Source organism: Enterobacter sp. MGH85, from assembly GCF_001037655.1.
Classification (GTDB): domain Bacteria; phylum Pseudomonadota; class Gammaproteobacteria; order Enterobacterales; family Enterobacteriaceae; genus Enterobacter; species Enterobacter intestinihominis.
Genome location: NZ_KQ089925.1, coordinates 3,844,778 through 3,868,156, shown reverse-complemented (window position 1 = coordinate 3,868,156; position 23,379 = coordinate 3,844,778). Strand labels below are relative to the sequence as shown.

The window sequence follows — 23,379 nt, the reverse complement described above, 5'->3', positions numbered from 1 at the left end:
GGAGTGTCAATAAACGTCAGTGATGGTTTTCAGAAGAATACAATAAAGATGACGTCAACAATCGCCAGCAGCGACCAAAGGACAATGTAGAGCATGAATTGCTCGCGGATGTTATTGATAAGGTAATTCACCAGTCTGCGCATCATGATCCTCTCGCAAATCAGGCTCCGGTTATTCGGAGCCTGTAGCGGTATTATCGGCTAAAGCGCGAGAGCGCGAAGGGTTTGAGATCAAACGAAGGCGCAATCCCCTGAGCAAACTGGGCGGCGATTTCACCTAACACAGAGGCAAATTTAAACCCGTGACCGCTGAGCCCGGTTACGATCAGGGTGTTGTCGTGCCCAGGCAGGGTGTCGATGATGAAGTCTTCATCTGGCGTATTGTCATAGGTGCACGCTGCGCCATAAAGCAACCCGCCTACGCCCGGCAGAATATTACGCAGGAACGTGAAGGCTTCGGAACCATCCTGCGGATAGGCTCCGTACGGCTTGCGTTCTTCCGCAGAGGAAATGACCTGTCCGCCGTTATGTTTGCCAATCTTGAGCGCGTCTTTTTCCGAGGGGAAACCGTAGTACTGGTCGCCATTAGGTAACTCGCCCGTGAACGCCGGGAATTTGTTCTGGCTGCTGTAACGCCCGTCAGACTGGAACCAGGAGAAGACTTTGCGTACCGGCTGGATGGGCAGATCCGGCAGCAGTTTCGTCACCCACGTTCCTGCACTCACCAGCAGGCGCGTGGCGGTATATTCACCTTCAGACGTGGTGACGGTTGAACCCCCGGCATGGTGGGTGATACCCGTGACCGGACAGTTAAACAACTGTGCGCAGCCCGCTTTGGCGGCGAGATCAATCCAGGTCTTAATGGCCGTTTCGCTGTGCAGTACCCCGGAATTGGCTTCAAACAATCCAATGTAGTCTTCAGGGACAGAAATTTCCGGCCAGCGCGCCATTATGTCGTTCGCATCCAGACGCTCAACGTCCAGACGGTAGGCTTTCGCGCTCTCCTCGACATTCGCCAGAAACGTGGAGTTGGCGGGCCCCAGATTAATAACCCCGGTGCGCTCAAAAATGCGTTCTTCGGTGACTGCGGCCAGCTCATCCCACAGCGTCTGAGCCCGAAGCACCAGCGGTACATAGCGCTCACCTTCGCCGTAAGCGTGACGGATAAGACGGGTATCGCCGTGATGGCTTCCTTCAGAATGAGGGGGAAGGTGGGCGTCAATCATCAGCACATTCAGACCCGCCTGCGTAGCGTAATAACCGGCTGCAGATCCAACGGAGCCGCTTCCGATAATGATCAAATCGTATTTCATAGGCTTCTCTTTACTAACGCTTTGTTAGCAGAGTAATTAACTATGTGGGCTTATACAAGAGCGAAATAAATAAGGCACCGCGAGGGTGCCTGTTGAGGGAAAAGGGGCATAAGGTCAATGCCGTTTATACTCATTTTCCTGGTAGTCGCCAGATTCTATTTTTGCGATGCCTGCTTCCAAAATAGAAATAAACTGACGGGCGACGTCTGTTGTAAGCCACAGCGTCTGTCCAACTTCCGCTTCGTCACGGTTTAGCTGATTCGGGGTCTGGTAGTGCAAACGCAGCATCAGCGCATCGTAGCTGTCTACGGTGCTGATATCCCAGCCAACGAGTGGATGGGTCTGGATGACTTCATTATTCTTTTCCATTATAACCCCCTTAATGCGTGTTAGAAGACAACGACTTTGAGGTTCAATGCATGTTTTTCTGAAAGCTTTTTCAGTATATCAATTAATAAGGGTTCCGCAGGAAAAAATAAACGGGTAGCAACACATTTTTCTGCTTTTTAGGATTGTTCGAACAATAAAACGTCATCTTGTTCACGATTTTCTAAGAAGATACTGAAATATTTTGAACTTTCAGGAGACGAAACGAAAAAAAGCCGGGGCGACCCGGCAAAAAAACACAATGAGGGAGCAAATTTTAATCAGTGATAAACCAGTCGTCGGCGCTTTCCCATGTTTCCTGCAAAATTTCGCTGATGCGGTCTTTGTCTTCTTTCGCGCCGCCAATGACGGAAAGATGGTTTGCTGTCGCATAACGTACCGTTATGGCGCCATCGTTTTCAGGAAAAGTGCTGTTAATACGTCGGGATAGCTCACCCGCCAGAGCGTCGAGTGCGCCAGCAGGCAGGACGGTGGTTTTGGCAATGGTGACTTCAATACGCATAAATGCCCCCTGTGTAATATACTGTTTATTTATACAGTTATATTGACGGTTTGACAACAGGGGGATGACAATTTTTTAGCTTTTTACCGTCCAGCTTACGGTTTCACCTGCCAGGAAGGGGATCAGCGTATCGTCGGTGAGCGCAATCGACGCTTCAACCTGGCTTTCTTTGCGCTCCAGCTCAATGAACGTGTCATTAACCGGCAGACCGTAGAAACGCGGGCCGTTAAGGGAGCAGAAGGCTTCGAAATGGCCTAACGCATTCATCTCGTCAAAGACGGTTGCGTAACTTGCCAGGGCGGTCGGGGCGTTAAAGCAGCCTGCACAGCCGCAGCTCGCCTCTTTTCGATGACGGGCATGCGGGGCGGAATCCGTGCCGAGGAACGCGCGCGGGAAGCCGCTGGCGACCAGCTCACGTAGCGCCTGCTGGTGGATATTGCGCTTGAGGATCGGCAGACAATACAGATGTGGGCGAACGCCACCCACCAGCATGTGGTTACGGTTAAACATCAGGTGCTGCGGGGTGATGGTGGCGGCAATCAATTCGTTTCCATCCCGGACATACTCTGCGGCATCTTTGGTCGTAATGTGTTCAAACACTACCTTCAGCCCAGGAAGACGCTGGCGCAGCGGCTCCATGACCGTTTCGATAAAACGCGCTTCGCGATCGAAAATATCAATGTCAGCGTGGGTCACTTCCCCGTGCACCAGCAGTGGCATTCCCAGTTTTTGCATTCGCACCAGAACGGGCATGATGGCGTCGATGCTCGTCACCCCATGGCTGGAGTTGGTGGTGGCGTTTGCCGGGTAGAGCTTCGCGGCGGTGAACACACCTTCGTTAAATCCGCGCTCAACCTCATTGGGATCCAGCGAGTCCGTCAGGTAGCAGGTCATCAACGGAGTAAAATCGTGCCCGGCCGGAACGGCGTCAAGGATACGCTGGCGATAGGCGATCGCGGCCTCGACGGTGGTGACTGGCGGAACCAGGTTAGGCATAACAATCGCACGGCCATAAATTTCGCTGGTATACGGCACGACGGTTTTCAGCATGTCGCCATCACGAAGATGGATATGCCAGTCGTCTGGGCGGCGGATTTTGAGAACCTGGGATTGTACAGTCATGGAAGCTCCGGCTTGAAAGGGATCAGTCATAAGATGGCTGTTTTTGCCGGACACAAATCATAAGCGGAAACGTTTTCGTTTGCACACTATTCCGTTAAAAAAAACGGGCGCCTGAGCGCCCGGAGTATTTAGTCGGTGAAAGGAATGATGATTTCACCCGGTTTCACCTCTATCCCTTTGGCATATTTTTTCGCCAGAGATTCGCCCTTACTCTTGTCTTCGCTCAGAACGTAGGCGGGCTGCTGGTTGAAATAGTTCTGTAACGACTGGTTGAGATAAGGCATCAGCGTTTGCAGCACCGGTTTCATTTTATCCGGCGTGACGACCGCATCGACGATTTCCATCTCTTGCAGGAAAATTGCCCCTTTCTCTTTATTAAAGACCGGCAGCGCCTTGAGCTTCAGTTTGATATCCGCTTTCTGATTGCCGAAGAGCGAGGTCATGTCCAGGCTGGCATCGCCGGACAGGGTGACTTTGTTAGGCTCCTCGCGCCCAATCTGGCTGGCGAGATTCGTCAGGACGATATGTGCATCCGCAAGGCCGGGCACGCCGATATCTTTTGAAAAGTTATTATGTTTTTCCAGCGCCTGATTAATTTCCTGCTCACTGACGGTGTACTGCGTAAGCTGGTTACATCCCACCAGCAGCCCACTGACAATTAACGCAGCGGCAATAACGATCTTTTTCATGGTGTTCCTCAACATAAAATCGGCGCATCTGTCCTGATACGCCAGTATGTCAGGGTGATCCTGGAGAAACCAGCAGAAAAAACTGATAGTGAAGGGAGGTAAATATCCTCCCCCAGAAGGTCAGGCGCCAGGCTCCAGCATCCCGCGGGTGCTGCGTTTATCACTGAACTGCCACCAGAGGGCAATCAGCGTCATAAAGCCGACCATACCGAGCATGACCCACGGCAGCTCCGGCTGATGGAGCGCTTTTCCGGCATCAAACAGCCAGCCGCCACCGGTGTAACCCAGCGCGCCGCCAAGCGCCAGTCCGAGACGGCTGAAGCCCATGTAGCTGCCACGGGCCCGGGCGTCGGCAAGTGACGCGCTCAGGGTTTCACGGGCCGGCTCGGCAATGATTGAGCCAATATAGAAGGTGCAAATCAGCATAAACAGCTGCTGGAGTGAACTCACCAGGCCGATGGGCATCATGCTCAGCGTCATCAGCAACAGCCCGGCCATCAGACGGTGCTCAAGCCGGAAACGGCGCTCGCTCCACCGGGCAATCGGATAGAGCAGAGTCAGAGAAAGGCAGGCCTCAATGGCATACATCCATTTTACCGCCGCCGGCGTGCCGGCAATATCGTTAACCATAATCGGCAGCATCAGCATGACCTGCACGGCGAGCATGTAGTAGCCGGTCAACGTTAAAACATAGGTGACGAAGCGTTTATCGCTCAGCACGCGGTCAAGCCCTTCCCGCACCGGCGCTTTTACCGTCGACAGCTTCCATGCAGGCAGAAACAGACCGTTAAACAGCGCGCAGAGAATAAACAGCACCGCGCCGGTGGCGCAGACCAGGCGGAAATCGTATTGCAGCAGCCAGCTTCCCAGCAGGGCGCCCACTACCGCGCCAGCGCTGTCCTGCATCATCAAAATTGAGAAGAAACGACCCCGGTGTTGCGGACGGATAAGCTTAACCACCAGCGCGGTACGCGGTGGGTCGAAAAGGGTGCCGCCAATCCCGGAAAGGAAACAGGAGAACCACAGCAGCCAGGGGTCATGAGCGATTGCCATCGTGGCGAATCCCGCCGCACGTAACAGCATGCCGGTGACGATCATCGGTTTCGCACCGAAGCGGTCGGCTATTGCCCCGCCAAACACGCCAAGACCCTGTTGTACAAACTGGCGTAAGCCCAGCGCGATCCCGACCATCAGCGCCGCCCAGCCCATTTGATCGACAAAACGAATCGATATAAGTGGAAAAACGACAAAAAAGCCGAGCACGACCAGCATGTTATCGACGAGCAGGAAATATTTACCCAGGCTCCTGGCCTGTGATACGCGGGACATTTTCCCTCCAGGGAAAATAAAAGGTGAGCACGCTAATATTCTGCGGTGTCGCCGCGCTTTTTCACATACCTGCTGGCGACAATATTTTTTTATCAAAAAGGTGCTTTGATAGAGAGTTCTCATCGAAAAATGTGAAAAGCGATAAAAATGGTATGTCACTGTTTTCACAGAAGGCACAGGCGCAGGTATAGTAAAGCTAACAGGCAGAGCAGAAGCGACGGGAAGGAGTGGTATCGATGTTTGGCTATCGCAGTAATGTGCCAAAAGTGCGTCTGACGACGGACAGGCTGGTCGTTCGTCTGGTGCATGAGCGTGATGCCTGGCGTCTGGCGGATTATTACGCCGAGAATCGCCAGTTTTTAAAACCCTGGGAACCCGTTCGGGACGAGAGCCATTGCTACCCCTCTGGCTGGCAGGCGCGCCTCAGTATGATTGCGGAATTTCACAAACAGGGAAGTGCGTTTTATTTCGCGCTTCTCGATCCGGAAGAGAAAGAGATCGTTGGCATTGCCAATTTTTCAAACGTAGTACGCGGGTCGTTTCACGCCTGCTATCTCGGGTATTCCATCGGCCAGAAATGGCAGGGGCAGGGGCTCATGTTTGAGGCGCTGACGGCGGCGATTCGCTACATGCAGCGCACGCAACATATCCATCGCATTATGGCGAACTACATGCCGCACAATAAGCGCAGCGGCGATCTGCTGGCCCGCCTGGGGTTTGAGAAAGAGGGCTATGCCAAAGATTATCTGCTGATTGACGGCGAGTGGCGGGACCATGTCCTCACCGCGCTCACCACGCAGGAGTGGACCGCGGGTCGTTAAGGAGAAAAGATGAAATATCAGTTAAATGGCGCCGAAGCGCGCGTGATTGGCTGCCTGCTGGAAAAGCAGGTTACGACGCCGGAACAGTATCCTCTTTCCGTGAATGCCGTCACGATGGCCTGCAACCAAAAGACGAACCGTGAGCCAGTGATGAACCTTGGCGAGTACGAGGTGCAGGATATCCTTGATGAGCTGGTGAAGCGCCACTACCTGCGCACCGTCAGCGGCTTCGGTAATCGCGTCACTAAATATGAACAGCGCTTTTGTAATTCCGAATTTGGCGATTTAAAACTCAGCGCCGCAGAAGTGGCGGTTATCACCACGCTGCTGCTGCGCGGGGCGCAGACGCCGGGTGAACTGCGCACACGCGCCTCCCGCATGCATGAGTTTCAGGATATGCAGGACGTTGAACAGACGCTGGAGGGATTAGCCTCACGCGAGGACGGTCCTTACGTGGTGCGTCTGGCCCGCGAGCCGGGCAAGCGTGAAAGCCGCTACATGCACCTGTTTAGCGGCGACGTGGAGACCTCTACGCTGGCCGTCGAATCCGACACGCCAGCATCAAACGACAGCCTGACTGCGCGCGTGGCAGCCCTGGAAGACGAGGTTGCCGGGCTGAAGCAGCGTCTGGATGCTTTACTCGCACACCTGGGAGATTAACCGTGACTACATTACGCATTGGAGTGGTGGGGCTGGGCGGGATTGCGCAAAAAGCATGGCTGCCCGTTTTAGGCGCCGCGTCAGACTGGACGCTGCAAGGGGCGTGGTCGCCCACTCGCGAGAAAGCAGAGCGCATCTGCAAAACCTGGCGCATCCCTTATGCTGGCTCACTCCAGGATTTAGCCCGTGAATGTGATGCGGTATTTGTGCATACCTCAACCGCGACGCACTTCCAGGTGGTGAGCGAGTTGCTGAACGCAGGCGTTCACGTCTGCGTTGATAAGCCGCTGGCGGAAAATGTGCAGGATGCTGAACGACTGATTGAGCTGGCCGCGCGTAAAAAGCTGACGCTGATGGTCGGCTTCAACCGCCGTTTTGCGCCGCTCTATCAGCAGCTTAAAGCGCAGTCCGGCTCGTTTGCCTCTCTGCGTATGGATAAGCACCGTACCGACAGCGTGGGGCCGAACGATCTGCGGTTCACGCTGCTGGATGATTATCTCCACGTCGTGGATACGGCCCTTTGGCTGAGTAACGGAAAAGCCCAGCTGCAAAGCGGCACGCTGCTGACCAACGAGCAGGGTGAAATGGTTTACGCCGAACATCATTTTGCCGTTGAGCATTTACAGGTGACGACCAGCATGCATCGTCGGGCGGGCAGCCAGCGCGAGTCCGTGCAGGCCGTTACGGATGGCGCGCTGTATGACGTCACCGATATGCGAGAGTGGCGGGAAGAGAAGGGCAATGGCGTGCTCGCGTTACCCGTTCCCGGCTGGCAGAGCACCCTGGAGCAGCGTGGCTTTGTGGGCTGCGCGCGTCACTTCATTACCTGCGTACAGAATCAGACGGTTCCTGAAACGTCCGGGGAGCAGGCCATTCTGGCGCAGCGCATCGTGGAACGACTCTGGCGCGAAGCCATGTCGGAATAACTCGCTGTAACATCTGCCGATAGTAATTCGTTGAAATCCGGTTAGACTAAGCGCCGCTTGTTGGCTTTGCCGGGTGGCGCTTTCGCTTATCCGTCCTGGAAATCCGTAGGGTTGTGGAACTTCACGTTAATGAACTTATTAAAATCGCTGGCGGCCGTCAGCTCGATGACCATGTTTTCCCGCGTGCTTGGCTTTGCTCGCGATGCCATTGTGGCAAGGGTTTTTGGCGCAGGGATGGCGACTGACGCCTTTTTCGTTGCGTTCAAGCTGCCGAACCTGCTGCGCCGTATTTTTGCCGAAGGGGCTTTCTCACAGGCATTTGTCCCGATCCTCGCGGAATATAAAAGCAAGCAGGGCGAAGATGCCACCCGCGTCTTTGTGGCGTACGTTTCCGGTTTACTGACGCTGGCGCTGGCGATCGTGACCGTACTGGGGATGCTGGCAGCGCCCTGGGTAATCATGGTAACGGCGCCGGGCTTTGCCGACACGGCGGATAAATTTGCCCTGACGACGCAACTGCTGCGGATAACCTTCCCCTATATTCTGCTGATTTCGCTGGCGTCGCTGGTGGGTGCCATCCTGAATACCTGGAACCGCTTCTCCGTGCCGGCCTTTGCCCCCACGTTCCTTAACGTCAGCATGATTGGCTTTGCGCTGTTCGCCGCGCCGCATTTTAACCCACCGGTGCTGGCGCTGGCCTGGGCCGTGACCGTCGGCGGGGTGTTACAGCTTGCTTACCAGCTCCCGCACCTGAAAAAGATCGGCATGCTGGTTCTGCCGCGCATTAATTTCAAAGATGCGGGCGCAATGCGCGTTATCAAACAGATGGGACCGGCAATACTCGGCGTGTCCGTCAGCCAGATCTCGCTCATCATCAATACCATCTTCGCCTCTTTCCTGGTGTCGGGCTCGGTGTCCTGGATGTACTACGCCGACCGGCTGATGGAGTTTCCATCCGGGGTGCTGGGCGTGGCGCTGGGGACTATTCTGCTGCCGTCGCTGTCGAAAAGTTTCGCCAGCGGCAACCACGATGAATACTGCCGCCTGATGGACTGGGGTCTGCGTCTCTGTTTTCTGCTGGCGCTGCCAAGCGCGGTGGCGCTGGGGATCCTGGCGAAACCGCTGACGGTGTCGTTGTTCCAGTATGGAAAATTCACCGCCTTTGATGCCGCCATGACCCAGCGTGCGCTCGTAGCCTACTCGGTGGGGCTGATGGGGCTGATTGTCGTGAAGGTGCTTGCGCCCGGCTTCTATTCACGTCAGGACATCAAAACGCCGGTTAAGATTGCCATTGTGACGCTGATCATGACGCAGCTGATGAACCTGGCGTTTATTGGTCCGCTGAAACACGCGGGTCTGTCACTGTCGATTGGTCTGGCGGCCTGTCTCAACGCCGGGCTGCTGTACTGGCAGCTGCGTAAGCAGGATATCTTCACCCCGCAGCCGGGCTGGGCAAGCTTCCTGCTGCGTCTGGCGATCGCGGTAGTAGTGATGGCGGCCGCGCTGGTTGGCATGTTGTATGTCATGCCTGAATGGGCGCAGGGCACCATGCCTTACCGCCTGATGCGTCTGATGGCCGTGGTGGTGGTCGGGGTGGTGGTGTACTTTGCCACGCTGGCGGTGCTTGGCTTCAAGGTGAAAGAGTTTACCCGCCGCACGGTATAAACGCCAAAAGGGGAGTCACCAGAAGGTGCTCCCCGCTTCATGACATGCCGCTAGTGCGTCAAATCGAAATCTTTTTCCCGCCCGTGATACGTGCCGTGGCCGTTTGACCATCCGCACCGTACAGCCCCGGCTCTTTATAGGGCTTTAACACCTCAAGCGCCTGCTGATTACGGATAATCTGACCTTCCAGCAGCCAGCCGTTATGCTGGTTGAGATCGCGAAGATGCTGGGTTTTTTCTGTAATGGTCTGCCAGCGTTCGTTGATCTCATCATTGGCGCTGCGTTTCGTGTCTTGCTCAGCGCGTCGCTGTTTTTCCAGATAATCCAGGGTCGCCAGCAGCGAGCTTTTATCTTCAGTAATGCGTTGCAACGCGCTGCCGTTGATTTGACCAGAAGAGAGGTGGTGCTGTTCTGCGTCCATCACCGTTTTCAGGTCGTTCAGGACCACCGTCATCTGATCCAGTATTTCTGACAGTCGACTCATACGGTTAGTTACTCTGGAGGAAACTCTGTGCGTCCTGAATCAGCGCATCAGCGATTTTGCTGGTATCCATTTTCAGTTCGCCGTTACGGATAGCCGTTTTCAGCGCTTCAACTCGTTCCATGTTGATATCGCTGCTGCCTGGCTGCATTAGCTTCGACTGCGCATCGCTCAGCGTGACGCTGGTGCTGTTAGCCGTCGAGGTTTTTTCCAGACGCGTTTTTTGCGGGGCAGCCTCATTCGTTTCGCGAGGTTGTACAGTGCTAACCGGCTTCAGGGCTGATGTACGATCAATGCTCATAGTGTTGTCCTCATCGAGGGTTCGCGGCGTTTGCGCCTGACATCATCATTTGTTGAATATTTATCGGCAGTCGCCGCGAAATCTTTAAAAAGATTACAGGTTAATCAGAATATTCCCATCAGGACCGACCGTGCCGCTGACCACCTGGCCTGAGGACATTCTGACCCGGGCATTTTGCGCCACTGCGGCATTATTCAGCGCTTTTCCTTCACTGTTGATACTAAAGCCTTCGCCATTGGCGACCACCATCACCTGTTGTCCCGCCTTCACCCGCCACGCCTGGCGCAGCATAGAGAGCTGTATCGCCTGTCCAGGAGCGACATCGCGCAGGCTGACTGCCTCCTGAGCCTGGTTAATATCCAGCATCGTCCGCGGTGGAAGCTGATCCAGACGGCCTCGCTTCAGCGTTACGCTGTCTGGTTGCAGCAGGCTGCCCCGGGGAATGGGAACGGCGGCGACAACATAATTGCCTGTCGCCTGAACCGCAACCTGTAAATAACGTTTTTCGTTGGCGCAACGCGCCAGCACATTCACGTTGCCCCATAATCGGGTGCTGCCGGTCACGCTAAATGACGGGGCTTCGCAGGAAGGGTAAAGGTTAGGCGGGGTGCGTACGGTCACGCGTACGTCATCGCTGAAACCGGCCAGCTTCTGCGCAAAGAATGCATTGAGCTGGTTCTCTAACCCCTCAGCCTGCACAAGAGGGCTCAAAAGCAGCAGGGTCGCCGCAAGGCCACGTTTAAAAGTCCGCATCGCACGTTCCACCATGTCCAGAATTAAGCAAATTCTACCCGCAGTGGTTTTCCATCAACGCAACAAATAGCGACGCATTTTGCGCTTATTCCGTCGATAGGGGGGACGGGGTGAGATTTAAGCTGTGAACTGAAATTTTCTCATCAGCGGAGGAGACATGCTCGATAAACTCGACGCCGCGTTACGTTTTCAGCAGGAAGCGCTCAACTTACGCGCCCAGCGGCAGGAAATTTTAGCCGCCAATATCGCCAACGCGGACACCCCCGGGTATCAGGCGCGCGATATTGATTTTTCCAGTGAACTCAAAAAAGTGATGGAGCGTGGACGTGCCGAAGGGACGGGTGTCTCACTTGCCCTGACATCCTCACGGCATATTCCCGCTCAGGCGATGACCGCGCCATCAACTGACTTACTTTATCGTGTCCCCGATCAGCCCTCGCTTGATGGCAACACCGTCGACATGGACCGGGAACGCACACAGTTTGCCGATAACAGCCTGCAATACCAGACAGGCCTGACGCTACTCGGCGGGCAAATCAAAGGCATGATGACCGTCCTGCAGGGGGGCAATTAGTAAATGGCCTTGCTGAATATTTTTGATATCGCCGGTTCGGCATTAACGGCGCAGTCCAAACGACTGAACGTGGCAGCCAGTAACCTGGCCAACGCCGACAGCGTGACCGGACCTGACGGACAACCGTATCGCGCTAAACAGGTCGTCTTCCAGGTTGATGCTGCACCGGGTGCGGCAACGGGCGGCGTGAAAGTGGCGGACGTGGTTGAGAGCCAGGCGCCCGACAAGCTGGTTTACGAGCCAGGCAACCCGCTCGCGGATGCCAGCGGCTACGTGAAAATGCCGAACGTGGATGTGGTCGGTGAGATGGTGAACTCCATGTCCGCGTCACGCAGCTACCAGGCAAACGTCGAAGTGCTTAATACCGTGAAGAGCATGATGCTCAAAACACTCACTCTCGGCCAGTAAAGGAGACACGCATGTCCATCGCCGTAAACGTGAATGACCCGACAAATACCGGCGTCAACAGCACCAGCAGTGCGACCGGTTCCAGCTCTCTCACCGGGAGCAATGCCTCCGATTTACAGAGCAGCTTTCTGACCCTGCTGGTGGCACAGCTGAAAAATCAGGACCCGACCAATCCGATGCAGAACAACGAACTGACCACGCAGCTTGCGCAGATCAGTACCGTCAGCGGCATTGAGAAACTGAACACCACGCTCGGCTCGGTCTCCGGTCAAATCGATAACAGCCAGTCCTTGCAGGCCGCCAACCTGATCGGTCACGGGGTGATGATCCCGGGGACCACGATTCTGGCGGGCACCAGCACCACCGATGGCACGTCCACCACCACCACAACGCCGTTTGGCGTTGAGTTGCAGCAACCGGCCGACAAAGTCACCGCCACCATCAAAGACGCCAGCGGCAACGTGGTGCGCACGATTGAGATTGGCGAGCTTAAAGCGGGCGTTCATACCTTTACCTGGGATGGCAGCCTGACCGACGGCACTAAAGCGCCTAACGGCTCGTATCAGGTTGCGATTAGCGCCAGCAACGGCACCACGCAGCTGGTGGCTCAGCCGCTACAGTTTGCCCTGGTTCAGGGCGTCATCAAAGGTAGCGATGGCAACAAACTGGATTTGGGTACCTCCGGTACCACCACACTCGACGAAGTTCGGCAGATTATCTAAGCCTTCATACTTATCAGGAGTAAGTCATGGCCTTTTCTCAAGCGGTCAGCGGCCTGAATGCTGCGGCCACCAACCTGGACGTCATTGGCAACAACATCGCCAACTCCGCGACCTATGGTTTTAAATCCGGTTCTGCGTCTTTTGCAGATATGTTTGCAGGCTCTAAAGTGGGCCTGGGCGTGAAGGTTGCGGGTATCACCCAGGACTTCACCGACGGGACGACCACCAACACCGGTCGTGGTCTGGATGTCGCCATCAGCCAGAACGGTTTCTTCCGTATGGTGGATGCCAACGGTTCCGTGTTCTACAGCCGCAACGGCCAGTTCAAGCTGGATGAAAACCGTAACCTGGTGAACATGCAGGGGCTACAGTTAACCGGTTATCCGGTTGCCGGCACGCCGCCGACGGTGCAAACCGGTGCGAATCCGCAGGCGATCACCATCCCAACGACGCTGATGGCGGCGAAGTCCACCACCACGGCCTCTCAGCAGATCAACCTGAACTCCACCGATACCGCGCCAACCGTCGCATTCGACCCGGCCAACCCTGACTCTTACAACAAGAAAGGCACCGTGACGGTGTTTGACAGCCAGGGTAATGCGCACAACATGAACCTGTTCTATGTCAAAACAACTGACAACAAATGGGATGTGTATACCCAGGATGGCAGCGTAGCGGGTTCTCCTGCAAAAAAAGCGGCACAGATGAGCTTCGACAGTAACGGTAACCTGGCGGGTGTTTATAACTACGACGCTGCTGGCGTGATAAGCGCTACGCCAAACGCCACCCCAGCTATCAACATTACTACTGGCATCATTAGCGGTGCGGAGCCTGCCGAGTTCTCTCTGAGCTTCCAGAGCTCCATGCAACAGAACACCGGTGCGAACAACATCGTGGCGACGAGCCAGAACGGCTATAAGCCGGGCGATCTGGTGAGCTACCAGATCAACGATGACGGCACCGTTGTCGGTAACTACTCCAACGAACAGACCCAGGTGCTGGGCCAGATCGTGCTGGCTAACTTTGCCAACAACGAAGGCCTGAAGTCCGAAGGGGATAACGTCTGGTCCGCCACGCAGTCTTCCGGTGTTGCCCTGCTGGGTACCGCGGGTTCCGGTAACTTCGGCACGCTGACCAACGGCGCGCTTGAAGCCTCCAACGTCGATCTGAGTAAAGAGCTGGTGAACATGATTGTCGCGCAACGTAACTACCAGTCCAACGCGCAGACCATCAAAACCCAGGATCAGATCCTCAACACGCTGGTTAACCTGCGTTAAGCGGCTGACGGGAAAGCGCAATGGATCACGCAATATATACAGCGATGGGGGCTGCAAGCCAGACGCTCAATCAGCAGGCTGTTACCGCCAGCAACCTGGCGAACGCCTCCACGCCTGGTTTTCGTGCACAGCTCAACGCACTGCGTGCGGTGCCGGTAGAAGGGCTGTCATTGCCCACGCGTACGCTGGTCACCGCCTCCACGCCGGGCGCCGACATGACGCCAGGCCAGATGGATTACACCGCGCGTCCGCTGGACGTTGCCCTTCAGCAGGACGGCTGGCTGGCGGTGCAAACGGCTGACGGCGCAGAAGGGTATACCCGCAACGGTAACATTCAGGTGAGCGCCACCGGACAGCTGACGATTCAGGGGCATCCGGTGATGGGCGAAGCCGGTCCGCTGACGGTGCCGGAAGGGTCAGAGCTGACCATTGCGGCAGACGGGACGATCTCGGCGTTGAATCCGGGCGACCCGGCGAACACCGTTGCGCCTGTCGGTCGTCTGAAGCTGGTGAAAGCGGAAGGCAATGAAGTGCAGCGTGGTGATGACGGAATGTTCCGTCTGACTCAGGCGGCGCAGGCCACGCGTGGCGCCACGTTACAGGCCGACCCGACCATCCGCGTGATGTCCGGCGTGCTGGAAGGCAGTAACGTCAAACCGGTCGAAGCCATGACCGACATGATCGCCAGCGCCCGCCGCTTCGAAATGCAGATGAAAATCATCAGCAGCGTCGATGAAAACGCAGGCAAGGCTAACCAACTTCTGGCTATGAGTTAACAGGACTCCCTATGATCAGTTCTTTATGGATCGCGAAAACCGGTCTGGACGCACAGCAAACCAATATGGATGTAATTGCCAACAACCTGGCAAACGTCAGCACCAATGGTTTCAAGCGCCAGCGTGCGGTTTTCGAAGATTTGCTTTATCAAACGATTCGTCAGCCAGGGGCGCAGTCTTCTGAGCAAACCACGCTGCCGTCCGGTCTGCAAATTGGTACCGGCGTACGCCCTGTCGCCACCGAGCGTCTGCACAGCCAGGGCAACCTGTCCCAGACCAACAACAGCAAAGACGTTGCCATCAAAGGTCAGGGTTTCTTCCAGGTGCAACTGCCTGACGGGACCTCCGCCTATACCCGCGATGGTTCGTTCCAGGTGGATCAGAATGGTCAGCTGGTGACGGCGGGCGGCTTCCAGGTTCAGCCTGCGATCACCATCCCGGCGAACGCGCTGAGCATCACCATTGGCCGTGACGGTATCGTCAGCGTCACTCAGCAAGGTCAGGCCGCGCCGGTTCAGGTTGGTCAGCTCAACCTGACGACCTTCATGAACGATACCGGACTGGAAAGCATCGGTGAGAACCTCTACACCGAAACGCAGTCTTCCGGCACGCCAAATGAAAGTACCCCCGGCCTGAACGGTGCGGGGCTGCTGTACCAGGGGTATGTGGAAACCTCGAACGTTAACGTGGCGGAAGAGCTGGTGAATATGATCCAGGTCCAGCGCGCCTATGAAATTAACAGTAAAGCAGTGTCGACGACCGACCAGATGCTGCAAAAACTGACGCAACTCTAAGGTGTAGCCCGGTGCGGTATACGTCGCACCGGCTCCCTGTTTTCGAAGATGAAGGCAATGCAAAAAAACGCGGCGTTTCGTTATCCGATCCTGACTGTTCTGGCTGTCACCCTCAACGGGTGTGCCTGGATCCCGTCTAAACCATTGGTACAGGGTGCGACTACCGCCCAACCCGTTCCCGGCCCCTCGCCGGTGGTGAACGGCTCTATTTTCCAGACTGCGCAGCCGATTAACTACGGTTATCAGCCGCTGTTTGAAGACCGTCGTCCGCGTAACGTCGGCGATACGCTGACCATTGTGTTGCAGGAAAACGTCAGCGCGAGCAAGAGCTCGTCGGCGAACGCCAGCCGCGACGGCAAAACCAATTTTGGCTTCGACACCGTACCGCGCTATCTGCAAGGGCTGTTCGGCAACGCCCGTGCGGATGTGGAAGCCTCCGGCGGCAACACCTTTAACGGTAAAGGTGGCGCGAACGCCAGCAATACCTTCAGCGGAACGCTGACGGTAACGGTTGACCAGGTTCTGGTGAACGGCAACCTGCACGTGGTGGGCGAAAAACAGATCGCCATTAACCAGGGTACGGAATTCATTCGCTTCTCCGGTGTGGTTAACCCTCGCACCATCAGCGGCACCAACACCGTACCGTCCACACAGGTGGCGGATGCGCGCATTGAGTACGTCGGCAACGGCTACATCAACGAAGCGCAAAATATGGGCTGGCTGCAACGCTTCTTCCTTAACTTATCGCCGATGTAAGCGAGGTGACCTATGTATAAATTTCTCTTCGCCGTGGCGCTGTCGCTGGTCGCTACCGTTGCGCAGGCCGATCGCATTCGCGATCTCACCAGCGTGCAGGGCGTGCGCGAAAACTCCCTGATTGGCTACGGCCTGGTGGTGGGGCTGGATGGGACGGGTGACCAGACGACCCAGACGCCGTTCACCACCCAGAGCCTGAACAACATGCTCTCTCAGCTCGGTATTACCGTACCGGCGGGGACCAACATGCAGCTGAAAAACGTGGCGGCGGTGATGGTGACCGCGTCTTATCCGGCCTTTGCGCGTCAGGGGCAAACCATCGACGTGGTTGTCTCGTCGATGGGTAACGCCAAAAGCCTGCGCGGCGGTACGTTGTTGATGACGCCGCTGAAAGGCGTCGACAGCCAGGTGTATGCTCTGGCGCAGGGCAACATTCTGGTTGGCGGGGCAGGTGCGTCGGCGGGCGGCAGCAGCGTGCAGGTGAACCAGCTGAACGGGGGACGTATTACCAACGGCGCGATCATCGAACGTGAGCTGCCGACCCAGTTCGGCACCGGCAACACCATTAACCTGCAACTGAATAACGAAGACTTCACGATGGCGCAGCAGATTGCTGACACCATCAACCGCAGCCGGGGTTACGGCAGCGCCACCGCGCTGGATGCCCGCACCGTGCAGATCCGCACGTCAACCGGTAGCAGCAACCAGGTGCGGATGCTGGCCGATATCCAGAATATGGAAGTGAACGTGTCGGTGCAGGATGCAAAAGTCATTATCAACTCCCGTACCGGATCGGTGGTGATGAACCGCGAAGTGACGCTGGACAGCTGCGCCGTGGCGCAGGGCAATCTCTCCGTCACGGTTAACCGCTCGGCCAACGTCAGCCAGCCGGATACCCCGTTTGGTGGCGGTCAGACGGTAGTGACCCCGCAAACGCAGATTGATTTACGACAGAGCGGCGGATCGTTGCAGAGCGTGCGCTCCAGCGCCAACCTGAACAGCGTGGTACGTGCCCTGAACGCGCTGGGTGCAACGCCAATGGATCTGATGTCCATTCTGCAATCCATGCAAAGTGCAGGCTGCCTGCGCGCTAAACTGGAAATCATCTAAATGCTGACCGATAGCAAACTGTTGACCAGTGCCGCCTGGGATGCCCAGTCGCTCAACGAGCTCAAAACCAAAGCGGGCAAGGATCCGGCGGCGAATATCCGCCCGGTTGCCCGTCAGGTGGAAGGCATGTTCGTGCAGATGATGTTGAAAAGCATGCGTGAAACCCTGCCGAAAGATGGCATGTTCAGCAGCGATTCCACACGGCTTTACACCAGCATGTACGATCAGCAGATTGCCCAGCAAATGACCGCCGGAAAGGGGCTCGGCCTGGCGGACATGATTGTGAAACAGACCGCAGCCGCTCAGGGGCTGCCACCTGAAGAGGCTCCGCCGCAGGTGCCGCTGAAGTTTGATCTGGAAAAGGTGACCAGTTATCAAAATCAGGCGCTGACCCAGATGGTGCGTAAGGCGATGCCGAAGCCGACAGAAGCGCGTGACGAGCCGCTCTCCGGCGACAGCAAAGACTTCCTGGCGCAGCTCTCCCTGCCGGCACGTCTTGCCAGTGAAGAAAGCGGCGTGCCACACCATCTGATTCTGGCGCAGGCGGCGCTGGAGTCGGGCTGGGGGCAACGTCAGATCCGCAGGGAGAACGGCGAGCCGAGCTTCAACATCTTTGGCGTGAAGGCCACCTCCAGCTGGAAGGGGCCGACCACGGAAATTACCACCACCGAATATGAGAACGGTGCGGCAGTGAAGGTGAAAGCCAAATTCCGCGTCTACAGCTCGTATCTGGAAGCGTTGTCGGATTATGTCGGGCTGTTGAGCCGGAATCCGCGCTACACCGCCGTGACCCAGGCCACCACGCCAGAGCAGGGCGCTCAGGCATTGCAGAATGCCGGCTACGCGACCGATCCAAACTATGCACGCAAGCTGACCAGCATGATCCAACAGCTGAAATCCATGTCTGAGAAGGTCAGCAAAGCGTATAGCACAGATCTCGAAAATCTGTTCTGAAAGTTCTCAAGTCCCGGTGGAGGTTGCCGATAACCTTCATCAGGACTCGTGTCTGAACGTATAAAAGGAACCCCCATGTCCAGTTTGATTAACAGCGCCATGAGTGGCCTCAGTGCTGCGCAGTCGGCACTCAATACCGTCAGTAATAATATTTCAAGCTACAACGTGGCAGGTTATACCCGCCAGACTACCATTCTGGGCGCATCAAACAGCACCCTGACCGGCGGCGGCTGGGTGGGTAACGGGGTCTATGTCTCCGGCGTTCAGCGTGAATATGATGCGTTTATTACCAACCAGCTGCGCGCGGCGCAGAACCAGAGCAGCGGCCTGACCACGCGCTACCAGCAGATGTCGAAAATTGACGACGTGCTGTCGGATACCACGAACTCGCTTTCTGCCAACCTCCAGGATTTCTTTAAAAGCCTGCAAACGCTGGTGAGTAACGCAGAAGATCCGGCTGCACGCCAGACGGTACTCGGGAAGGCAGATGGTCTGGTAAACCAGTTCAAAACTAACGATCAATATCTCCGCGATCAGGATGCGCAGGTCAATACGGCGATTTCTACCAGCGTCGATCAGATCAATAACTACGCGAAGCAGATTGCTAACCTTAACGATCAGATTTCCCGGCTGACTGGCGTAGGGGCGGGCGCATCCCCGAACGAACTGCTCGATCAGCGCGATCAGCTGGTGAGTGAGCTGAACAAAATTGTCGGTGTGGACGTGACCGTACAGGACAGCGGCACCTACAACATCTCTATCGCCAACGGCTACACCCTGGTACAGGGCAGCAACGCCAGCCAGCTGGCTGCGGTGAAATCCAGCGCGGACCCTGCACGTACAACGATTGCGTATGTGGATGCCGCAGCGGGCAACGTGGAGATCTCGGAAAAACAGATCACCACGGGGTCGCTTGGGGGGCTGTTAACGTTCCGTTCTCAGGATCTGGATCAGGCGCGAAATACGCTTAACCAGATGGCGCTGGCGTTTGCGGATGCCATGAATACCCAGCACCAGGCGGGCTTTGATGCCAACGGGGATAAAGGCGGCAAGCTGTTTGATTTTGGCTCCCCGGCAGTGCTGAGTAACGGTAAGAACACCGGAAGCGCGTCCGTGACGGCAACGATGACGGACAGTACCAAGGTCCAGGCGACAAACTACAAAGTTGAGTATAACGGTACTGACTGGACCATCACCCGTCTGTCAGACAACACCAGCTTCACGGCTATGCCGGATACCAGCGGTAATCTGTCGTTTGATGGCCTCAACGTCAACATTAGCGGCTCGGCCAATAATAAAGACAGCTTTATCGTGAAGCCGGTGAATGACGTTATCGTGAATATGGACGTTGCGATCAGCGACGAGTCCAAACTGGCGATGGCCTCCGCGCAAGGAAGCGGCGAAAGCGACAATACCAATGGCCAAAAGCTGCTGGATTTGCAGAGCGCCAAGCTGGTGGGGGGGAACAAAACCTTTAACGATGCTTATGCCGCGCTGGTCAGTACGGTGGGCAGCACCACGGCGTCGCTGAAAACCAGCAGCGAAACCAAAGTTAACGTTGTTACGCAGCTGACCAAACAACAGCAGTCAATCTCCGGGGTTAACCTGGATGAAGAGTATGGCAACCTGCAACGCTATCAGCAGTACTATCTGGCGAATGCGCAGGTGCTGCAAACGGCGAGCACGCTGTTTGATGCATTGATCAATATCCGCTAAGGCTGAGGCATAAAAAATGCGTATTAGTACTCAAATGATGTATGAGCAAAGCATGCGCGGCGTGACGAACTCCCAAAGCCTCTGGCTCAGCTACGGCGAGCAGATGTCTACGGGGAAGCGTATCAACCGTCCGTCTGACGATCCGATTGCCGCTTCGCAGGCCGTTGTGCTCTCTCAGGCCCAAACGCAAAATAGCCAGTATGCGCTGGCGCGCTCCTTCGCTACGACGAAAGTCTCGCTGGAAGAAAACGTGTTATCGCAAGTGACAACCGCTATCCAGGCTGCTCAGGAAAAGATTGTCAATGCGGGCAACGGTACGTTAAGTGACGATGACCGCGCTTCGCTGGCAACGAACCTGCAAGGTATTCGCGATCAGCTCATGAACCTGGCTAACAGCACGGACGGTAACGGTCGCTATATTTTTTCCGGTTACAAGACCGAAGCGGCGGCTTTCGACCAGGCTACGGGTGATTATAAGGGCGGCGGAACGCCAATCAGCCAGCAGGTTGACTCTGCGCGCACGATGCAAATCAGCCATACGGGCACTGAAGTTTTCGATAGCTTCACCAGCAATGCGAAGCCAGAGCCAGATGGTAGTGCGCCGGAAACGAATTTGTTCAAGATCCTCGACTCCGCAATTGAAGCGCTGAATAAGCCGATTGGCGATGACGAAACGAAGGCTGAAGCATTTACGGCGGCTATTGATAAAGCCAACCGTGGCCTGAGCAACTCCCTCAACAACGTGTTGACCGTGCGCGCCGACCTCGGCATCAAGCTGGACGAGCTGGGCAAGCTGGATTCTCTGGGTGAAGACCGCGCGCTGGGCCAGACTCAGCAGATGAGCGACCTGGTTGACGTGGACTGGAACTCGGTGATTTCTTCCTACACCATGCAGCAGGCGGCTTTGCAGGCCTCGTATAAAGCCTTTAGCGATATGCAGGGTATGTCTTTGTTCCAGATGAACAGATAAGACTCTGACCTGTTTGACATGTCTTGAAACTGGGCATGTTTTGACTGCCCAACCCGTCCGGGTTGGGCATTTTTTTTACACACTTTCTGCCTGAGCGGACACCACCCGGGCGCTTTCAATCACTCTGATAGCCAGCGCAATGGCACCACACAGGGTTGCCAGTGCTACCACGCCCGTCCAGCCTGCCAGCGTATAGATATTGCTGCCTAATGCCGAACCCAGCGCCATTCCGATGAAAATGACGGTAAACAGCAGGGCGTTAAGGCGCCCACGGCCCTGCGGCTCAAGGCTGTAGACCAGGTTCTGGTGCGCCACGAGGCTGGACTGCAAACCGAGATCGAAACCGACCGCGGAGAGGGCAATCAGGAGCAACTGGCCGTGTACACCCAGGGCTGGCATCAGGAACATCAGGGCAAACGAGAGGGTCACCAGCGCGGCACCCAGTTGGGTCACTTTACCGGCGCCCAGCTTATCGGCCAGACCGCCTGCCAGCGGTGCGGCCAGCGCGCCTGCGGCTCCGGCAATACCAAAACCACCCGCCACGGCGCTGCCAAGGTGATACCGTTCCAGCAGCATGACCGCCAGCGTCGACCAGAATGCACTAAAGGCAATCGACAGAAAACCCTGAGCCAGCGCAGCCCGACGCAGCGCCGGGTAGCGACGCCAGAGGTGTTCCATGGAGCGCAGCAGCGCCGGGTAGCTCAGCGTGGAATGAACGGCGAAGCGGGGAAGCACGGCCCACATCACCACGCCGATAAAGGCAATGCTTGCTGCGGCCAGCTGATACATCACTCGCCAGCCAAAGGCTTCACCCACCACGCCGCTCACGGTTCTGGAGAGCAAAATCCCCAGCAGCAGGCCGGTCATCACCGTGCCGACTGTTTTTCCCTGTTTGCCTTCCGGCGCGAGGATCGCTGCGGCCGGGACAATATCCTGCGCCATGGTGGCGGCCATGCCAATCAGCAGGCTGGTGAGCAGTAGGGAGTGCAGTTGTCCGGTCAGGCTACAACTCAGCAGGAACAGCGCCAGAGCTGCACTTTTTATCAGGATCAACGTTCTGCGGTCATAACGATCGCCGAGCGGGAGCAGAAACAGGATGCCTAAGGCATAACCCGCCTGGGTGAGCGTCGGGACCATGCCCATGCCTTCGATGCTCAGGTGCAGGTCTGAGCCCATCAGCGGCAGCAGAGGCTGGGCATAATAGATGGATGCCACGCTGAAGCCCGCACCGAGCGCCAGCATTAAGATTACCCAGCGGCTTACGGCCCGGATGGTGGTTGTGTTCATAAGATGTTCCTCATTCGTCGTGTGCGGCTATATTTTATCAGTACGCCTTGCGACGGTAGCGGGCGCGGTGGTAAAACGCTTATACGTGTAGCGTATAGGTGTAAATGATATGAAACGGACTGAGCGTATAGATCGGGTAGAACTGATGCGAACCTTTGTTCGCATTGTGGAGGCGGGGTCCCTTTCTGCGGCGGCACGTCAGCTGGCAACAACCCAGGCCACGGTGAGCCGACGGTTGCAGTCGCTCGAGACCATGCTGGGCGTGCGCCTGATGCTGCGCACAACCCATACGACACGGCTGACCGATGACGGTGAACGCTGCTATCAGCATGCCAGACGGGTGATTGACAGCTGGCTGGCGCTGGAAGACGAGGTGGGGCAGACGGAAGATGAACCGGTCGGGGTGCTGAGGGTGCGCGCCCCTCACGCGTTTGGCCAGGATCAGCTACTAAAACCGTTAACCCAATTTTTGCAGCGCTATCCCCAGCTTTCTGTTGAGTGGATGCTTAACGATCGCTCGGTTGATTTCCTCGGCGACAACCTTGACTGTGCTATTCGGGTGGGCGTGGAAGTCGATCCGGCAACCGTGTCTGTGCTACTGGCTGAAGTGCCGCGCTCGGTGGTAGCGTCACCGGCACTCCTTGCCCGTTTTCCCGCGGTTAACACGCCGGGCGATCTGCAACATCTCCCCTGGATTGCCATTAGCTCTTTTTATCAACGCCATGTGGAGCTCTTCCACGAGGCAACACCCACCCCGGCGAGAGTTACCATTACGCCACGCCTGAGTACCGACAGCTTGTATGTAGCGCGCAATACGGCACTCACCGGGCTAGGCGTGGCGGTGGTATCCAGCTGGACGGTACAGGATGATATTCGGGAAGGGCGACTGGTGCATTTACTGCCAGAGTGGCAGCCAGCAGCGCTACCGGTACATCTGGTTTATCCCTGGTCACGCTATTATCCGGCGCGCTTGCGGCGTTTTCTGGAGCTGATGCGGCAGATAATGCCGGAGGTCACCGGGATGAGAAAGCCCCTGCAACAGCCATAAAAAAGCCGACCCGAAGGTCGGCTTTCAGTCTTAGCGTGC

At 56.3% G+C, this 23,379-nt stretch carries 27 protein-coding genes; 16 read left to right on the top strand and 11 right to left on the bottom strand.

Annotated elements, in window-relative coordinates; translation table 11 throughout:
* Positions 1-29: 29 nt before the first annotated feature.
* The 7 genes from SK51_RS18410 to mdtH all read right to left on the bottom strand — a co-directional run bounded on the left by SK51_RS18410 (position 30) and on the right by mdtH (position 5,341).
* A complete protein-coding gene (locus tag SK51_RS18410; protein ID WP_023305853.1) occupies positions 30-143 on the bottom strand; it encodes a DUF2770 family protein in 114 nt (37 codons plus the stop codon).
* Between the two features lie 50 nt (positions 144-193).
* Positions 194-1,312: an N-methyl-L-tryptophan oxidase gene (gene solA, locus SK51_RS18405; protein WP_023305854.1), complete on the bottom strand. Its 1,119-nt coding sequence runs from the start codon at positions 1,310-1,312 to the stop codon at positions 194-196.
* 114 nt (positions 1,313-1,426) lie between these two features.
* On the bottom strand, positions 1,427-1,681 hold the full coding sequence (bssS, locus tag SK51_RS18400; RefSeq protein WP_023299782.1) for a biofilm formation regulator BssS: 255 nt from the start codon (positions 1,679-1,681) through the stop codon (positions 1,427-1,429).
* A 274-nt stretch (positions 1,682-1,955) separates the two neighbouring features.
* A complete protein-coding gene (gene dinI / locus SK51_RS18395; protein ID WP_022647715.1) occupies positions 1,956-2,201 on the bottom strand; it encodes a DNA damage-inducible protein I in 246 nt (81 codons plus the stop codon).
* A gap of 75 nt (positions 2,202-2,276) precedes the next feature.
* The gene (gene pyrC, locus SK51_RS18390; protein WP_048206926.1) at positions 2,277-3,323 is read right to left on the bottom strand and encodes a dihydroorotase; all 1,047 of its coding nucleotides are present in this window, start codon (positions 3,321-3,323) and stop codon (positions 2,277-2,279) included.
* Positions 3,324-3,451: 128 nt separating this feature from the next.
* Positions 3,452-4,012 carry a lipoprotein gene (locus tag SK51_RS18385; RefSeq protein ID WP_023305855.1) on the bottom strand — a complete coding sequence of 187 codons (561 nt, stop codon included), beginning with the start codon at positions 4,010-4,012 and terminating at the stop codon, positions 3,452-3,454.
* 120 nt (positions 4,013-4,132) lie between these two features.
* Positions 4,133-5,341, bottom strand: a complete 1,209-nt coding sequence (gene mdtH / locus SK51_RS18380) for a multidrug efflux MFS transporter MdtH (RefSeq protein WP_022647718.1) — start codon at positions 5,339-5,341, stop codon at positions 4,133-4,135.
* A gap of 236 nt (positions 5,342-5,577) precedes the next feature.
* On the opposite strand from mdtH, the gene rimJ reads away from it, so the two are divergent.
* The 4 genes from rimJ (at position 5,578) to murJ (ending at position 9,413) form a co-directional block, all read left to right on the top strand.
* The gene (gene rimJ / locus SK51_RS18375) at positions 5,578-6,162 is read left to right on the top strand and encodes a ribosomal protein S5-alanine N-acetyltransferase (protein ID WP_003858007.1); all 585 of its coding nucleotides are present in this window, start codon (positions 5,578-5,580) and stop codon (positions 6,160-6,162) included.
* A 9-nt stretch (positions 6,163-6,171) separates the two neighbouring features.
* Complete coding sequence (locus SK51_RS18370; protein ID WP_023305856.1) at positions 6,172-6,822, top strand: YceH family protein; 651 nt, start codon at positions 6,172-6,174, stop codon at positions 6,820-6,822.
* A 2-nt stretch (positions 6,823-6,824) separates the two neighbouring features.
* Entirely contained in the window at positions 6,825-7,748 is a 924-nt protein-coding gene (locus tag SK51_RS18365) for a Gfo/Idh/MocA family protein (RefSeq protein WP_023305857.1), read from the top strand.
* Between the two features lie 129 nt (positions 7,749-7,877).
* Positions 7,878-9,413: a murein biosynthesis integral membrane protein MurJ gene (gene murJ / locus SK51_RS18360; RefSeq protein ID WP_023305858.1), complete on the top strand. Its 1,536-nt coding sequence runs from the start codon at positions 7,878-7,880 to the stop codon at positions 9,411-9,413.
* 58 nt (positions 9,414-9,471) lie between these two features.
* On the opposite strand, the gene flgN is transcribed toward murJ, so the two are convergent.
* The 3 genes from flgN to flgA all read right to left on the bottom strand — a co-directional run bounded on the left by flgN (position 9,472) and on the right by flgA (position 10,948).
* Entirely contained in the window at positions 9,472-9,897 is a 426-nt protein-coding gene (flgN, locus tag SK51_RS18355) for a flagella biosynthesis chaperone FlgN (RefSeq protein WP_022647721.1), read from the bottom strand.
* A gap of 4 nt (positions 9,898-9,901) precedes the next feature.
* The gene (flgM, locus tag SK51_RS18350; protein WP_003858002.1) at positions 9,902-10,195 is read right to left on the bottom strand and encodes a flagellar biosynthesis anti-sigma factor FlgM; all 294 of its coding nucleotides are present in this window, start codon (positions 10,193-10,195) and stop codon (positions 9,902-9,904) included.
* 93 nt (positions 10,196-10,288) lie between these two features.
* Positions 10,289-10,948, bottom strand: coding sequence for a flagellar basal body P-ring formation chaperone FlgA (flgA, locus tag SK51_RS18345; protein ID WP_022647723.1), 660 nt, complete (start codon positions 10,946-10,948; stop codon positions 10,289-10,291).
* A 157-nt stretch (positions 10,949-11,105) separates the two neighbouring features.
* Here flgA and flgB point away from each other — a divergent pair, with 157 nt between their 5' ends.
* The 11 genes from flgB to flgL all read left to right on the top strand — a co-directional run bounded on the left by flgB (position 11,106) and on the right by flgL (position 21,005).
* Positions 11,106-11,522 carry a flagellar basal body rod protein FlgB gene (gene flgB / locus SK51_RS18340; protein WP_022647724.1) on the top strand — a complete coding sequence of 139 codons (417 nt, stop codon included), beginning with the start codon at positions 11,106-11,108 and terminating at the stop codon, positions 11,520-11,522.
* A gap of 3 nt (positions 11,523-11,525) precedes the next feature.
* Positions 11,526-11,930 carry a flagellar basal body rod protein FlgC gene (flgC, locus tag SK51_RS18335; protein WP_003857997.1) on the top strand — a complete coding sequence of 135 codons (405 nt, stop codon included), beginning with the start codon at positions 11,526-11,528 and terminating at the stop codon, positions 11,928-11,930.
* An 11-nt stretch (positions 11,931-11,941) separates the two neighbouring features.
* Positions 11,942-12,652, top strand: a complete 711-nt coding sequence (flgD, locus tag SK51_RS18330) for a flagellar hook assembly protein FlgD (RefSeq protein WP_003857994.1) — start codon at positions 11,942-11,944, stop codon at positions 12,650-12,652.
* Positions 12,653-12,678: 26 nt separating this feature from the next.
* Positions 12,679-13,929: a flagellar hook protein FlgE gene (gene flgE, locus SK51_RS18325; RefSeq protein ID WP_023305860.1), complete on the top strand. Its 1,251-nt coding sequence runs from the start codon at positions 12,679-12,681 to the stop codon at positions 13,927-13,929.
* 20 nt (positions 13,930-13,949) lie between these two features.
* On the top strand, positions 13,950-14,705 hold the full coding sequence (locus SK51_RS18320) for a flagellar basal body rod protein FlgF (RefSeq protein WP_022647727.1): 756 nt from the start codon (positions 13,950-13,952) through the stop codon (positions 14,703-14,705).
* An 11-nt stretch (positions 14,706-14,716) separates the two neighbouring features.
* Entirely contained in the window at positions 14,717-15,499 is a 783-nt protein-coding gene (flgG, locus tag SK51_RS18315) for a flagellar basal-body rod protein FlgG (RefSeq protein ID WP_000625853.1), read from the top strand.
* Between the two features lie 57 nt (positions 15,500-15,556).
* Positions 15,557-16,255: a flagellar basal body L-ring protein FlgH gene (gene flgH / locus SK51_RS18310; protein WP_023305861.1), complete on the top strand. Its 699-nt coding sequence runs from the start codon at positions 15,557-15,559 to the stop codon at positions 16,253-16,255.
* Between the two features lie 12 nt (positions 16,256-16,267).
* A complete protein-coding gene (locus tag SK51_RS18305; protein WP_022647728.1) occupies positions 16,268-17,365 on the top strand; it encodes a flagellar basal body P-ring protein FlgI in 1,098 nt (365 codons plus the stop codon).
* Complete coding sequence (flgJ, locus tag SK51_RS18300; protein ID WP_023305862.1) at positions 17,366-18,319, top strand: flagellar assembly peptidoglycan hydrolase FlgJ; 954 nt, start codon at positions 17,366-17,368, stop codon at positions 18,317-18,319.
* 75 nt (positions 18,320-18,394) lie between these two features.
* The gene (flgK, locus tag SK51_RS18295; RefSeq protein WP_023305863.1) at positions 18,395-20,035 is read left to right on the top strand and encodes a flagellar hook-associated protein FlgK; all 1,641 of its coding nucleotides are present in this window, start codon (positions 18,395-18,397) and stop codon (positions 20,033-20,035) included.
* A gap of 16 nt (positions 20,036-20,051) precedes the next feature.
* Entirely contained in the window at positions 20,052-21,005 is a 954-nt protein-coding gene (flgL, locus tag SK51_RS18290; protein ID WP_023299791.1) for a flagellar hook-associated protein FlgL, read from the top strand.
* 75 nt (positions 21,006-21,080) lie between these two features.
* Here flgL and SK51_RS18285 read toward each other — a convergent pair whose 3' ends face one another.
* Positions 21,081-22,292, bottom strand: coding sequence for an MFS transporter (locus SK51_RS18285; protein WP_048206921.1), 1,212 nt, complete (start codon positions 22,290-22,292; stop codon positions 21,081-21,083).
* Positions 22,293-22,401: 109 nt separating this feature from the next.
* Between SK51_RS18285 and SK51_RS18280 the strand changes: the two genes are divergently transcribed.
* Positions 22,402-23,340, top strand: a complete 939-nt coding sequence (locus SK51_RS18280; RefSeq protein WP_023305865.1) for a LysR family transcriptional regulator — start codon at positions 22,402-22,404, stop codon at positions 23,338-23,340.
* Positions 23,341-23,379: the final 39 nt, after the last annotated feature.